Annotated in this window: 13 protein-coding genes and 2 other annotated features (2 of these 15 cut by a window edge); all 13 genes read right to left on the bottom strand. The window is 40.0% G+C overall.

What is annotated here, in order from left to right:
• Positions 1 to 57: a sequence feature (ribosomal protein L21 leader region), on the bottom strand (it extends 21 nt beyond the left edge of the window).
• A gap of 45 nt (positions 58 to 102) precedes the next feature.
• Positions 103 to 714, bottom strand: coding sequence for a M50 family metallopeptidase (locus CBM15_RS04735; protein WP_008405204.1), 612 nt, complete (start codon positions 712 to 714; stop codon positions 103 to 105).
• Positions 715 to 1,263, bottom strand: a complete 549-nt coding sequence (locus CBM15_RS04730; RefSeq protein ID WP_239835811.1) for a M23 family metallopeptidase — start codon at positions 1,261 to 1,263, stop codon at positions 715 to 717. It lies immediately after the preceding gene.
• A gap of 110 nt (positions 1,264 to 1,373) precedes the next feature.
• Positions 1,374 to 2,171, bottom strand: a complete 798-nt coding sequence (gene minD, locus CBM15_RS04725; protein WP_039966703.1) for a septum site-determining protein MinD — start codon at positions 2,169 to 2,171, stop codon at positions 1,374 to 1,376.
• Positions 2,172 to 2,258: 87 nt separating this feature from the next.
• On the bottom strand, positions 2,259 to 2,927 hold the full coding sequence (locus CBM15_RS04720; protein ID WP_087615925.1) for a septum site-determining protein MinC: 669 nt from the start codon (positions 2,925 to 2,927) through the stop codon (positions 2,259 to 2,261).
• Positions 2,928 to 3,018: 91 nt separating this feature from the next.
• Positions 3,019 to 3,537, bottom strand: coding sequence for a rod shape-determining protein MreD (gene mreD, locus CBM15_RS04715; RefSeq protein WP_008405199.1), 519 nt, complete (start codon positions 3,535 to 3,537; stop codon positions 3,019 to 3,021).
• Positions 3,537 to 4,454 carry a rod shape-determining protein MreC gene (gene mreC / locus CBM15_RS04710; RefSeq protein WP_008405198.1) on the bottom strand — a complete coding sequence of 306 codons (918 nt, stop codon included), beginning with the start codon at positions 4,452 to 4,454 and terminating at the stop codon, positions 3,537 to 3,539. The genes mreD and mreC overlap by 1 nt, the downstream gene beginning before the upstream one ends.
• Positions 4,455 to 4,466: 12 nt before the next feature.
• Positions 4,467 to 5,483, bottom strand: a complete 1,017-nt coding sequence (locus CBM15_RS04705; protein WP_008405197.1) for a rod shape-determining protein — start codon at positions 5,481 to 5,483, stop codon at positions 4,467 to 4,469.
• Positions 5,484 to 6,010: 527 nt separating this feature from the next.
• Positions 6,011 to 6,709, bottom strand: coding sequence for a RadC family protein (gene radC, locus CBM15_RS04700; RefSeq protein WP_008405196.1), 699 nt, complete (start codon positions 6,707 to 6,709; stop codon positions 6,011 to 6,013).
• An 11-nt stretch (positions 6,710 to 6,720) separates the two neighbouring features.
• Positions 6,721 to 7,314: a Maf family protein gene (locus tag CBM15_RS04695; RefSeq protein WP_087615923.1), complete on the bottom strand. Its 594-nt coding sequence runs from the start codon at positions 7,312 to 7,314 to the stop codon at positions 6,721 to 6,723.
• Between the two features lie 105 nt (positions 7,315 to 7,419).
• Entirely contained in the window at positions 7,420 to 8,016 is a 597-nt protein-coding gene (locus CBM15_RS04690; protein WP_087616574.1) for a translation initiation factor 2, read from the bottom strand.
• Positions 8,017 to 8,256: 240 nt separating this feature from the next.
• A complete protein-coding gene (locus CBM15_RS04685; RefSeq protein ID WP_087615921.1) occupies positions 8,257 to 9,504 on the bottom strand; it encodes a bifunctional folylpolyglutamate synthase/dihydrofolate synthase in 1,248 nt (415 codons plus the stop codon).
• On the bottom strand, positions 9,501 to 10,772 hold the full coding sequence (locus tag CBM15_RS04680; RefSeq protein WP_087615919.1) for a bifunctional folylpolyglutamate synthase/dihydrofolate synthase: 1,272 nt from the start codon (positions 10,770 to 10,772) through the stop codon (positions 9,501 to 9,503). The genes CBM15_RS04685 and CBM15_RS04680 overlap by 4 nt, the downstream gene beginning before the upstream one ends.
• A 94-nt stretch (positions 10,773 to 10,866) precedes the next feature.
• Positions 10,867 to 13,509 carry a valine--tRNA ligase gene (locus CBM15_RS04675; protein WP_087615917.1) on the bottom strand — a complete coding sequence of 881 codons (2,643 nt, stop codon included), beginning with the start codon at positions 13,507 to 13,509 and terminating at the stop codon, positions 10,867 to 10,869.
• Between the two features lie 60 nt (positions 13,510 to 13,569).
• Positions 13,570 to 13,800 (bottom strand) — a binding site (T-box leader) (it continues 137 nt past the right edge of the window).

The following is a 13,800-nucleotide window of genomic DNA, read 5'->3' as shown; positions in this document are numbered from 1 at the left end:
GAATTGCAGGTGACCTATAAAGGTACTTAAACCTGTTCAGCGCGGTTGCAGTAGCACGGGTGCTACAAACAATAACATTAAAATACTACCACATCAGAATTATCAAGTCAACCGCTTCATAACTATTTTCTCAAAAGCAGAACGGTATTTTCGATATTTCCAATCTCCAATTACTTTGCTCCATAAAAAGAGGCTTATAATTGCTAAAGACAATGTCTGCGGCAATAAATATAATAGTACGATAATTGTTACCGTAAGTAAATAAAAAGAAGCCGTTAAATAAAATTCGAAAATTTTAGAAAACGGCCGCCATTTCAAAATGCTGTAACATAGTATTCTTCCACCATCCAGAGGCCAAATGGGGATGAGGTTAATAGCCAGAATAAAGAACTGAACTTCTATTAATCTCGCACTCAGCATATCGGGCAGGAATAAACTGATAAAAATTCCGAGACATGTTGCAACCGGTCCTCCAATAGCGATAATGATCAGTTGCTGATAGGATAACTGCAATTCATCCTTAATCGTCATCTCCCCGCCGTAAGGAACGATTTTACATTGCGTTATCTTGGCTCCGACAAGCTTTGCAGCGATAAAGTGGCCTAATTCATGAAATAATAGCGAAACAATAATAACACTGTATAAAGCAATATCACCATATAATACGATTGATAAGAGCAGTAACAAAAACAATGGATGAATCGTAATTTTCATCTAAATCGGCTGTTCCTTTAGCCAGCGAATCGTTTCTTCCATATTTAAAACTTCCCCGTTACGTTCAATCTGAATATAGAGTTCCCCGCTTTTTTTCGTTGCGACAACTGCACCTTTTGTTACCGTTGTATAAGGTAATACATAGAAGTCGTCCACAAACCCAAACGTAACCGTATCCCCTGTATCATAAACAACCGAGACCGTTTTCCCGTTATATTTTGTATGGCCCGTAAACACAATCATCCCATCATACAATGCATTTAATACGAACGGTTCATCATACACGAGTAAATATCCGTCATTAAAACGATCAATCGTTTCAAAGAGCTGTAATTGACTAATCGATACATCTGCACTAACAGGGAGCTGCTGGTCTTCATTAGACAACATATTCACCACCGCTTTTCGCATCATGACTAAATCATCCGAACTATAGACAACCGAATGAATGACACGTTTTGTAGCGATATCCCCATAATAATTACAGCTATAAATAACAACAAAGACAATACTCGCGATGAGCCACTGCCATTTTTTCAAGCTCACCATCCCTCTTTTTGCACTAGTATATGTCAGGAACAACAATACAATTCAGGAAAGCCTGTACATAGAAAAAAAGCTGTACAGAATAGTAGTTTTCATTCCATACAGCTTACTTCTTATTTAAATAATGCTTTTATTTTTGCAAAAACGCCTTTTGGCTGATCATCTTCCAAGGACATTAACGGCACAGAGTCCCCTAATATACGGCGTGCGATATTACGGTATCCCAATGATGCTTTGTTATTCGGATTCATGACAATTGGTTCACCTTTATTGGATGAACTGATAACATCTTCACTATCGACAATGATTCCCAATAAATCTATCGATAAATGCGTTGTTACTTCTGTAATATCCATCGCATCTCCGTTGTTCATCAAGCTCTTACGGATTCGGTTAATAATAAGCTTAGGCGGTTCGATTGGTTCCTGTTCCAGCAATCCGATAATACGATCCGCATCTCTTACTGCTGAAATTTCAGGTGTCGTCACAACAATGGCACGATCAGCACCAGCGACCGCATTGCGATAGCCTTGCTCAATACCGGCCGGACAATCAATTAAAATATAGTCAAACTCACGCTTCAACTCATCGATCAAAGCTTTCATCTGTTCAGGGTTAATCGCGTTCTTGTCTGTATTTTGGGCAGCAGGCATCAAGTATAGACGTTCATCTACACGTTTGTCCTTTACTAATGCCTGATGCGTTTTGCAGCGGCCCTCAATAACGTCCACTAAATCATAAATGATCCGATTTTCCAAACCTAATATAACGTCTAAATTACGCAGTCCGATATCCGTATCGACTAGACAAACTTTCTTTCCTTGAAGTGCCAATGCCGTTCCTAGGTTTGCAGTCGTAGTAGTTTTTCCTACTCCACCTTTTCCTGAAGTTATAACGATTGCTTCTCCCACATTAGCGGCCCCTTCCTTATATAAGGTAGCTTTTTGAGCTCCAGTTTCATCAGTATTCTTAGAGAATAATAATTCTTCATCACTCATTTAGCTTCCTCCTTTGAATGTTGATAAATTCGGTCGTACATTTCTTATTTCCTGGATTCTATCATATGCTATTACATTATTTTCTCCAAGATAGGCAAAAATCTGATCGGTATTGTCTAATATATATTGCGACTCGTTCGTCATTACTTCCACATAATTTCCAATCAATATATGTGTTGGTTCAAAATGTGACGCGGATACAATTGCTTGTTCATTGCCATCCATGCCTGCATGCACAATGCCTTTTAACTTACCCGCAATATGTACATTACCCCCTGCCTCAATACGCCCGTTTGGATTGACATCACCTAACACAAGGATATCACCAGTAACACGAATCGTTTGTCCGGAACGCACAATTCCTACATATGTTTCAAAGCGACTAGTCTCAAGCAGTTTATGGCTTTCTTCTAATGTAATAACATCACTTTGAATTTTCTTCACACATAGCTTTTGCTGCCCTTCCACAATTTCAGTAAGCTGGTCTTTTTGCTCTTGTGTACAGTAACGTTTACCTAAGTGTAATTGTACATCTATTTTACCATCAAGATGGCCGTCTGTAACTTTTTTTCCAAGTTCTTCTACCAACTCTGTAAAAGAACATTGGTCATCCAAACGAAGTACTAACCCATCTTTTGTTCCTTTAATATGGATAAGTTGTTTTTTCATAGCTTTTTCAAGTCACCTCGCGCTACATAATAACGAAAAGAAAACAACCGGATTATGTATCCGCTTTGTTTCTTTTCGTTTTTTTAAAATGCTATTGTGCCCGTTGAAATACACGAGCGTTAAGACAATATTTAAACGCCCATGCAAGCATTATCAAAAATAATAGATTACCAATTGTTGTCGGAACTAACCGATTCACTAGGAACGGCTGAAGCGCCATCGTTGTAAATTGGAGCATATAGAAAAATTCATATACAACAAATTCGAAAACAATCATCAGCAATAATGCCAAAATCGTAGAAAATACTAGATGTGGATGAACACGTTTTACACACCATGCCGCTATATAACAGATAGCAGGATATAAAACCGTATAAAGACCAATAATATTAATATAAAACACATCAAAACAAAGTCCAAAAATAAGACCATAAATCATGGCTTTTTTTCGGCTGTAATAAATGGACAGAAAAATTAAATATAAAATTAAAAAACGCGGAATCAAATAATAGATTCCTTCACCCAACTGCAATGGGGAGAACACGGCGAACTCGGATTCAAGTAAAAACAGCAAGACAGCAACGAAGCCAATTAAAAATCGAGCGAGCATTACTTATCCCCCTCATTTTCATCGGCCGGTCCATTTACTAAATCTTCATTTGTACTGCCGCCATCAGAACCATCTACCGAAATTGTTTTGCGCTTAGCAATAATAACATGCTCGATCATTGAAAAATCTGCCGCTGGTTTGACATAGGCCATTTTCGTTAAACCGAAGTCATCAGTTGTCACTTCTGTAATCTCACCGATTAAGATACCTTTCGGGAAGATTCCCCCTAGTCCGGAAGACAATACTTTACCGCCTTCTTTAAGTTCCACTTTAGAATCGATACGCTTTAATAGTAATTCGTTACGCTCAACGTCATAACCTTCTACTAAACCATGAATTTCCTTATTCTTTTCATCATGTACAACCGCTGACACACGATAGTTTTCATTATTCGTATAAAGCAGTTCCACTTCTGAAGTATAAGGTGTTGCGATGACAATTTTACCAACTAGCCCTCGAGAAGTCATAACAGCCATGTTTTTTTCAACACCATGTGCTGTTCCTTTGTTTAAAATAATTTTTTCTTCCCACTGATCAGGGTTTCTCGCGATGACCGTCGCCTGAATTGGGTCGAAATCACGCAAACTTTCCTCGATTGATGCGAGTTCACGCAATGAAGAATTTTCGGCCTTTAAAGTACTCACTTCTGCCTTTAGCACGGCAAAGTCTTCTAGACGCATTTTTAAGCGCTGGTTCTCTTCATACGTATTTAACAGCGAATCAATATTGCTAAAAATACCTGTTATGTAATTAGCCGGCTTTGCGACAAGGGATTGTGCAAAGCCAACTGTATCTTTAATAATTTTCTCGGGTAATGTTGCGTTATGACGATCACGTAAAGAGAAACCAATCAATGCCACTAGAAAAATCACGCTTACTAATAGGACAATTAACTTTTTATTAGAAAAATGTGGCACTGCCAGTCCTCCTTACTTCAGTTGTTGTGCGCGAATTAAAGCGATGTTGTCCAATGCTTTACCCGTCCCGATTGCAACACAATCCAGCGGATCTTCAGCAATAAATACAGGCATTTTTGTTTCATCACTGATTACTTTATCTAAATTACGTAATAATGCGCCACCGCCTGTTAAAACAATACCACGCTCCATTACGTCTGCAGATAATTCAGGTGGTGTTTGTTCCAATGTTTTCTTAACACCATCTAAAATAACAACAATCGCTTCATGTAAAGATTTTGAAATTTCATCTGATGTAATTTCAATTGTTTTTGGTAAACCCGTTAACAAGTCGCGTCCGCGAATTTCCATCGTTTCAGCAGGTCCTTCAGCAAGTGCTGTACCGATTTCTACTTTGATGCTTTCTGCTGTACGCTCACCAATTGTTAAGTTATATGTTTTACGGATGTAGGCGATAATGGACTGATCCATTGCATCACCACCGACACGTACTGATTCACTTGTTACAATACCGCCCAGAGAAATAACAGCTACTTCTGTTGTACCTCCACCGATATCAACTACCATCGAACCTGTTGGCTCCCATACCGGCAAGTTTGCCCCGATTGCTGCAGCAAATGGTTCTTCAATTGTAAATGCTTCTTTTGCACCCGCTTGACGACTTGCATCAATAACAGCACGTTGCTCAACTGAAGTAATACCATATGGCACACAAATCATGACATTCGGTTTCTTCCAGTTAGAACCCGATGCTTTCATTGCTTCTTTTAAATAATATTGGATCATTGCTGTTGTAATTTCGAAATCAGCAATAACGCCATCTTTCATCGGGCGGATTGCCACGATTGAACCCGGTGTACGACCAATCATATTTTTTGCGTCGTTTCCGACTGCTACAATATCGCCAGTTTTTGTATTTTTCGCTACTACTGATGGTTCACGCAATACAATTCCTTTACCTTTTACAAATACTAATGTATTAGCTGTGCCAAGATCAATCCCGACATCTTTATTCCCTAATCCAAACAAATTAAGTACTCCCTTTCTTATTAAAACGATTTCTAATTTATGATGCTAGCAAAATCATACGCTCTATTATAACGAATTACATCAAAAAATTATAGTGTTACAAGCACCGAATCGCGACTTTTGTCGAATGTTTTTTTCTACAACACTACTTTACTATTGTATTTCTATTTCCGTTACGAAACAAATAAAATTAATATGTAAGATTTAACAAAATCGCCACATGCTTATGACGAATATAACAAATAAAAGTTGCAATTGCGAAAATTGTCGACGAATTTTTAAATCCGTAATAATTGTTATCGCAATGTAATAATTTGAAACTTCTATCAGTGGGGGTTTTCTACCTCCCTGAATTAGAGGGAACACGAGCTAAAACCGTCCCATCCTGTGACAGCACTTGGGCATCCATTGTGTTTTTACAGTGTTCTGATTTCGTCTTACTACCTGTTAATTCGTGATTAAATAACTACAAAATAAAAAGACAAACGCTTTAATACGTTTGTCCAGTTGCCAAGGATTCCTTAGAATTAGAAGTATCCCTTTTCCTTCATGCTTATAAACTGATGATCACCGATGATAACATGGTCGAGCAAGTCGACCCCCACTATTTTACCTGCTTCATAAAGTCTTGTTGTGACATCAATATCTTCCGGACTTGGTGTCGGGATGCCGCTTGGATGGTTGTGGGAACAGATTATTGAAGCAGCGGAACGTTTTACAGCTTCGCGGAATATTTCCCGAGGGTGGACGATGCTGGCATTCAAGCTGCCAACAAAGATTGTTTGCTTATGAAGCACCTGATTTTTTACGTTGAGAAAGAGACAGACAAAATGTTCCTGCTGTAAGGATGTCATATCCTGCATTAAAAAGGTGGCTGCATCTTCCGGCGATCGAATAGTAAAGCGTTCTTCTAAATCTCTCGACGCAAGTCGTCTTCCCAGTTCAATCGCAGCGAGCAGTAAAACCGCTTTTGCTTCCCCAATTCCTTTTATCTCTGTTATTTCTTCCAGTGTTGCATGCTTTAAATTATGCAATTTTTCGAAGTTGATCAGTACCCGGTTAGCTACGGTCAATACAGACTCTCTTTTTGTCCCGGTCCCGAGCAAGATGGCGATCAGCTCCTGATTTGACAGACTCTTTGCTCCTTGGCGGATGAGGCGTTCACGCGGGCGGTCTGATTCATGAACATCATGGATTTTCATATTCAATAACGGTTGGACCGTCATTTACATCACTCCTAAAATGGTAGTTTTAGTAGTTGTAATGTAAGCATTTTTTGAACTAATGTAGCAATCGGTAAACCGACGACATTATTGTAGTCCCCTTCAATACGGTCAACGAGCACGGCGCCACTCGTTTGAATTCCGTATCCGCCTGCTTTATCAAATGGATCTCCTGTCTGAACATAGGCCTTGATCAATTGCGGAGAAATTTCTTTAAATAGTACGGATGTTACTTCTACAAAAGTATGCTCTGTTCCGTCAGCCAAAATAAGGGCTACAGCAGTCATTACTTCATGGCGATTCCCGGCAAGCTTTGTTAGATGCTCTATGGCTTCTTCCTCCGAAACAGGCTTGTGCAGTATTTGATTATTAAACACAACAATTGTATCCGCTCCGATAATACATTTCCCCTGACATCTCTTGGCCACATCACGTGCTTTCAACAATGCCACTTCTGTCACATATTCACGAGCCGTATCGACTGTTACGCTTGTTTCAACAACATCGCTCGTCACAATGGTAAACGGGATATTCAGCATTTGAAGCAGTTCCTTTCTCCTTGGTGAAGCAGAAGCTAATATTAGTTGTTCATTTGTAGTAAAATTCATTTCCAATCCTCCTACCCACTATAGTAACCGAGAAAAGGAAATTTGGACAACAGCCAACTCTAGTTGCAAATATACAAAAACAAGATTTCTGTATGTTTACATCGATTAAAATGTTACTTTCAAGCAATCCAAACTCTCAAAATAATTTATAAACATATGCAGACGAACAACATTCGGATTCGTGGAAAGCTTAGAAACTTCCGTCATAAGTGCCGTCCAGTCTTTTGGCACTTGTTGTTTGTCAATTGCTTCTGTCTCTTCCAATGAGAACATTTTCGAATCTTTCAATGTGACCGGCAGCTGAAATTCTGCAGGATTTGGGCAGCTGCTCATAATCGTAATTTTTTTATAAAATCCGGTCGGTACAATCGTTAATGCTGTTTCCACTTTTTCTGTGTCCAGTCGGGACCAGACAAAATACTGCTCGTCCACTTTAACAACTGCTGCCTTATTTAATGTAGGATAAGTGCCTAAAAATTGTGCTGCACTATCAAAATTTGAAAAAACACCATGCTGCAACGCAAAATACTGTTGCTGTACTTGCTGCTCCTCGGGTGTTTGAACTGTCGGGATTGTTTCTGCAGCTTCTTCGGTTGTCGTCGGTAGTTGCAGAATAAAAACAAATAGTATGACGCCAGCAAGCCCTGTAATACTTCCAATGAACATTGCTTGAAAAATGGCATTATTCCTTAAAGCTTTCATCGTTGCCACAGCTCCATCTCTTTTTCATACAATAATAGCAAAATAGCGATAAAAAAAGAGGAGACTGCTGTCGCCTCCCTCTAAAAAGTTTTCGCTATTATTCCTCATTATTTGCAATTGAAGTCCGCTTGCTTCTATTAATTTGCTTTTCAAATCAGTTTGGACGCTTTCCACGGGTACTCGTGAGCCAGTAATCACAGGCACCGTGCTTTTCCTATAGGAACCGTTTCTCCATCTGCATTAGTGCATATTTCGTCGAATTTCACTTAGTAAATAAAGTGAGCCGGTTACAATTCGAACCGTGTCACCTTTTACTAAACCTTGTAAAAATTCGTTTACATCATCTATTATTTGTTTTTCCTTCGCTTGACTAAGTTCGTAAAGAGTCATTGCCTGCATTGCACGTTTATTATGAATATTGGCGAAATAAAAAGCATCACCGACTTCTTCCAATAACTGCAGAATTGTTTTGATATCCTTGTCCGCCAGTAGCCCGATAATAAATTCAATTCGCTTATTCGGAAAGTGCTCTTTAACCGTATCAACCAATGACTGAATGCTTGCAGGATTATGCGCTCCGTCAAAATAAAGATTGGGGCGAATTTGTTCAAAGCGCCCGGCAAGTGTTGCATTGTTCACACCCTTGCGGATTTTTTGAAGATCTAGCAGCAGTTCGAATTTCTTTATAACTACCAGAAAAGCAGTAATGGCCAATACCATATTATGCCCTTGATGTTTCCCCAATAGCTGACGCTGTAAATCGGAAATAGTAATTTGCTGTAATGGGTACTCATACGTTTCTGTCCCATCAAGTTTTGTAACGAAAAAATCCTTTCCAAACTTGGATAATTGCACATTTTTTTGCATGGCTTCTTTTTCGAAAACTTCCGCAACCTCTTCTGTCATATCCCCAATGACAGCAGGACGGTTTTCTTTCAATATGCCGGCTTTATGATACGCGATACTCGTTAATGTATTGCCCAAAAAATTCGTATGTTCCAAAGCAATACTCGGTACTACCGAAACAATCGGTGTCACAACATTTGTACTGTCTTCTCTGCCACCCATGCCTGCTTCGATTAATACTAAGTCCGGACTTTGCTCAGCAAAATATAAAAGCGCCACTGCCGTCAACAGTTCAAAGTCCGTTAGTTTTCCGCTAAGCCCCGCTTTTGCCAATTGCTGAAACATGCGGTCCATCTGATCATTTGTGATTGGACGGCCATCAATCTGTATTTGGTCATGAACATCCACAATGCAAGGTGACATGAATTTCCCGACCGATAACCCGTATTCCCGTGCCATCCCTTCAATGAAAGCCAATGTTGAACCTTTTCCGTTCGTTCCCGCTAGATGAACGACATTCAGTTGTTTTTGAGGCTCACCTAACTTACGGAGCGCGAATTCAATTGCCTCCAAACCCGGCTTGATCGCTTGTTCACTTTCCACTTGCCAACGCTCTTTATATACTTCCAGTAATGGAATCATGAAATCCACTCTCTTTCTATAAACAGACGGCGCACTTCAGCGATAAAATACAAAGAGCCGGTAATAACGAGCAGCTCGTCTTCAGCCAAATGATTCATTTCTTTATCAATTAGCACCTGCCAGTTTGAATGCATAAACTTTTTTGAATGTGTGCTTTGCTCAAATAATTGCTTCGCTGTTGCTGCGCGCGGCAGATCAATTTGTGTGAAGTGCATTTCAGATGCGACATCATCCATTAACTTTATACTTACGGCATGATCCTTGTCCTGTAATGCAGCATAGACAAACTTCACTTTATGCTTCGGAGCGGTTTCTTTCAAAGTTTTAATGAGGGCAGTCGTCCCTTCCGAATTGTGGGCACCGTCTAAAATGACATTGTGGCGTACCCGTTCAAAACGTCCTTCCCACTTTGCATGCTGCAAGGCCAGTTTTACTTTTTGTGCATCAAACGATGAAAGGAATAAATGGGCTGCCGTAATAGCAAGCGCGGCATTCGCCTTTTGATGTTCCCCTGCCATCGCAAGTTCAATCTTGTCAATGCTGATAATGCCTCGGTAGTCAAAAAAAGCACCTTTTTGATTTTTCACATAAAAGTGTTCGTTTATCGTATAAATCGGTGCATGCTGTTGTGCTGCGGTTTGTTGAATTACCGCTAGCGCTTCCAGATTTTTCACTCCGACAACGACCGGCTTACCTTGCTTAATAATTCCGGCTTTTTCTGCGGCAATTTCCGCATACGTTTCACCTAGCATATCCGTATGTTCAAGCGATATCGTAGTAATAACACTCACTTCCGGCGTCACAACATTTGTCGAGTCCAAACGTCCGCCAATACCGGTTTCAAGCAAAGCGATATCCATTGATCGCTCCGAAAAGTATTTTAGGGCAAGTAATGTCATGAACTCAAAAAAGCTTGGAAACTTTCCGTTCAATTTGTTTTCAACAACTTCCGCAATCTCGTTTGCAACACGTAAAAAGTCCTCATCGGAAATTTGCTGTTTATTGATCGTCACTCGTTCATTCGCACGCTCTAAATGCGGAGATATGAAGGCACCTACCGTTAAGCCATGCTTGATTAAAATCTCACGCGTTGCATTCAACGTTGAACCTTTTCCATTGGAACCTGCAAAATGAATGTATTTCGTTTTTTGTTCCGGATTGCCAAGTGCGTCCAGGATGATCTTCGCTGACTGTAATGGTTCGCCTTTATATTGGCTTGCTTTTAATTTAAAAATAAAATTTGTGCACTGCTCCATCGTTTGAAACATTATGTTCTCTCCCTAATACGGCTAATATGTAATATATTTTATTATAGCTGAATTAAAAGAAAGAGGTACCATTATACGGTACCTCTCTTTGGCATTACATGTTTTTCAGTTCTGCAATGCGTTTTTCAACTGTTGCGTATTTTGCTTCATAATCCGCCAGTTTTTCGCGCTCTGTTGCTACTAATGCTTCCGGTGCTTTTGAAACGAATCGTTCATTTGATAACTTTCCGGAAACTAATTTTACTTCTTTAGCCCATTTGTCGAGTTCTTTTTCAAGACGTGCGATTTCTTCTTCAATATTGATTAAGCCTGCAAGTGGCATGAAGATTTCTGCGCCTGAAACTACTGCTGACATTGCTTGTGCTGGTGCTTCAAGATTCGCCCCGATTGTTAAGCCATCCGGGTTACAGAATTTTTCAATATAGCCTTTGTTCACTTCAAGCACTGCCGATGTTTGTTCATCTTTTGCTGAAATCGTCATCGGTACTTTTTTGCTCATTGGTGTATTCACTTCTGCACGAATATTACGTACTGAACGGATAATATCCATTAACAGCTGCATATCGCCTGCTTCTGCCGTAAAGTTGAATGCTGGGTTTACAGTCGGCCATGCAGCTACCGTAATAGACTCACCTTCATGTGGTAAGTGCTGCCAAATTTCTTCTGTTACGAATGGCATGAATGGGTGCAGTAAACGCATCGTATTGTCTAAAACGTACGCAAGAACTGAACGTGTCGTTAATTTAGCTGCTTCATCTTCACCATATAACGGCAATTTCGCCATTTCGATATACCACGAACAGAAGTCATCCCAGATAAAGTTGTAAAGTTCACGGCCTACTTCACCGAACTCGTATTTATCAGATAAAGTTGTTACACGGTCAATCGTTTCGTTCAAGCGTGAAAGAATCCATTTATCCGCTGTAGAAAGGTTGCCTGTTAAATCAATTTGTTCAAATGTTAGGCCTTCCATGTTCATCAATGCAAAACGAGAAGCATTCCAGATTTTATTTACGAAGTTCCATGTAGATTCTACTTTTTCTGTAGAGTAACGTAAATCTTGACCTGGAGATGAACCTGTTGCAAGGAAGTAACGCAATGAATCCGCACCATATTGGTCGATTACATCCATCGGGTCAACCCCGTTCCCAAGAGATTTAGACATTTTGCGTCCTTCAGCATCACGAACTAAACCATGGATTAATACGTCTTTAAATGGACGCTCGCCTGTAAATTCTTTCCCTTGGAAAATCATGCGGCTTACCCAGAAGAAGATGATGTCATAGCCCGTTACCAACGTATTTGTCGGGTAGTAGCGCTTGAACATTTCAGATTCTTCATTTGGCCAATCCATTGTAGAAAACGGCCATAAAGCAGATGAGAACCACGTATCAAGAACATCTTCGTCCTGTGTCCAATTCTCAGCATCTTCAGGTGCTTCTTTTCCTACATAAAGCTCGCCTGTTTCTTTATTGTACCAAGCTGGAATTTGATGACCCCACCATAATTGACGTGAAATACACCAATCATGAATATTTTCCATCCAGCGATTATATGTGTTTTCAAAACGATTTGGTACGAAGTTTACTTTTTCATTTTCATCTGCTTGCATTTTTAATGCTTCTTCAGCTAATGGAGCCATTTTTACGAACCACTGCTTAGAAAGATATGGTTCTACAACAGCATTCGTACGCTCTGAGTGGCCTACTTGGTGTACATGTGGCTCGATTTCTATTAATACGCCTGCCTCTTGTAAATCCGCAACAATTTGCTTACGGCATTCGAAACGATCCATACCCGCATATTTACCAGCTAAGTCATTCATTGTACCATCTTCGTTCATTACTAAAATACGTTCTAAGTTATGACGATTACCAACTTCAAAGTCGTTCGGGTCATGTGCTGGTGTCATTTTAACAACACCTGTACCGAATTCCATATCTACATAATCATCTGCAACAATTGGAATTTCTCGACCTACGATAGGTAAAATGACAGTTTTCCCTACTAAGTGTGCATAGCGCTCATCTTCAGGGTGTACAGCTACCCCAGAGTCACCTAGCATTGTCTCTGGACGAGTTGTTGCAACGCGTAGTTTACCTGAACCATCAGCAAGAGGGTATTCCATATGGTAGAATGCGCCTTCTACTTCTTTGTGAATTACTTCGATGTCTGAAAGGGCTGTTTTAGCAGCTGGGTCCCAGTTAATAATACGTTCACCACGGTAAATATAGCCTTTTTCGTATAATTTAACGAATACTTCTTTTACAGCATCCGATAGGCCTTCATCAAGTGTAAAACGCTCTTTTGAATAGTCTAAGCCTAAACCTAGTTTCGACCATTGTGCACGAATGTGAGAAGCATATTCTTCTTTCCATTCCCATGTTTTTTCAAGGAATTTTTCACGGCCTAAATCATAGCGGGAAATTCCTTCACCGCGCAGTTTTTCTTCTACTTTCGCCTGTGTCGCAATACCCGCATGGTCCATACCCGGTAACCATAGTGCGTCATATCCTTGCATGCGTTTCATACGAATCAAAATATCTTGTAATGTTGTATCCCAAGCGTGGCCAAGGTGCAGCTTACCTGTTACGTTTGGCGGTGGGATAACGATAGAGTATGGTTCCTTATCGCTTGTAGGATCTGCTTCAAAAAATTTGCCATTTAACCACCATTCATAGCGGCCGGCTTCAGTTTGCTGCGGATCGTATTTTGTTGGCATTGTTATTTCCGTCATAATGAATCTCTCCTTTGTCACCATATAATAATTGGACATAAAAAAACTCCCTTCGTCTTAAAAAAGGACGAGGGAGTTAATTCGCGGTACCACCTTTATTTCCGAGGGGCTTAAGTCAATCGTTCGCATTCTTCGTCTCCACTCGGCAATCCTCACGAACTATTTGTTCATTGGGGTTGCTTCGCTTCGTCGTTCCTTGACTGACAAATGCTTCTTTTCAGCATTTGACCCGTCATGCGCTCGCATAATTTTCCTTAAGCTTTTCGGCACTTCATTCGATAACGGTGTTTA

The sequence above is a fragment of the Solibacillus kalamii genome (assembly GCF_002174535.1).
Taxonomy (GTDB): domain Bacteria; phylum Bacillota; class Bacilli; order Bacillales_A; family Planococcaceae; genus Solibacillus; species Solibacillus silvestris.
The sequence above is the reverse complement of the archived record's forward strand: the minus strand, read 5'-3'. Positions and strand labels throughout refer to the sequence as shown.

Bases quoted from the DNA above. Each gene is read 5' to 3' on its own strand.
- CBM15_RS04735 (WP_008405204.1), bottom strand. From the start codon at position 714: ATGAAAATTACGATTCATCCATTGTTTTTGTTACTGCTCTTATCAATC.
- CBM15_RS04730 (WP_239835811.1), bottom strand. From the start codon at position 1,263: ATGGTGAGCTTGAAAAAATGGCAGTGGCTCATCGCGAGTATTGTCTTT.
- CBM15_RS04720 (WP_087615925.1), bottom strand. From the start codon at position 2,927: ATGAAAAAACAACTTATCCATATTAAAGGAACAAAAGATGGGTTAGTA.
- mreD (WP_008405199.1), bottom strand. From the start codon at position 3,537: ATGCTCGCTCGATTTTTAATTGGCTTCGTTGCTGTCTTGCTGTTTTTA.
- radC (WP_008405196.1), bottom strand. From the start codon at position 6,709: ATGACGGTCCAACCGTTATTGAATATGAAAATCCATGATGTTCATGAA.
- CBM15_RS04695 (WP_087615923.1), bottom strand. From the start codon at position 7,314: ATGAATTTTACTACAAATGAACAACTAATATTAGCTTCTGCTTCACCA.
- CBM15_RS04690 (WP_087616574.1), bottom strand. From the start codon at position 8,016: ATGAAAGCTTTAAGGAATAATGCCATTTTTCAAGCAATGTTCATTGGA.
- CBM15_RS04685 (WP_087615921.1), bottom strand. From the start codon at position 9,504: ATGATTCCATTACTGGAAGTATATAAAGAGCGTTGGCAAGTGGAAAGT.
- CBM15_RS04680 (WP_087615919.1), bottom strand. From the start codon at position 10,772: ATGTTTCAAACGATGGAGCAGTGCACAAATTTTATTTTTAAATTAAAA.
- CBM15_RS04675 (WP_087615917.1), bottom strand. From the start codon at position 13,509: ATGACGGAAATAACAATGCCAACAAAATACGATCCGCAGCAAACTGAA.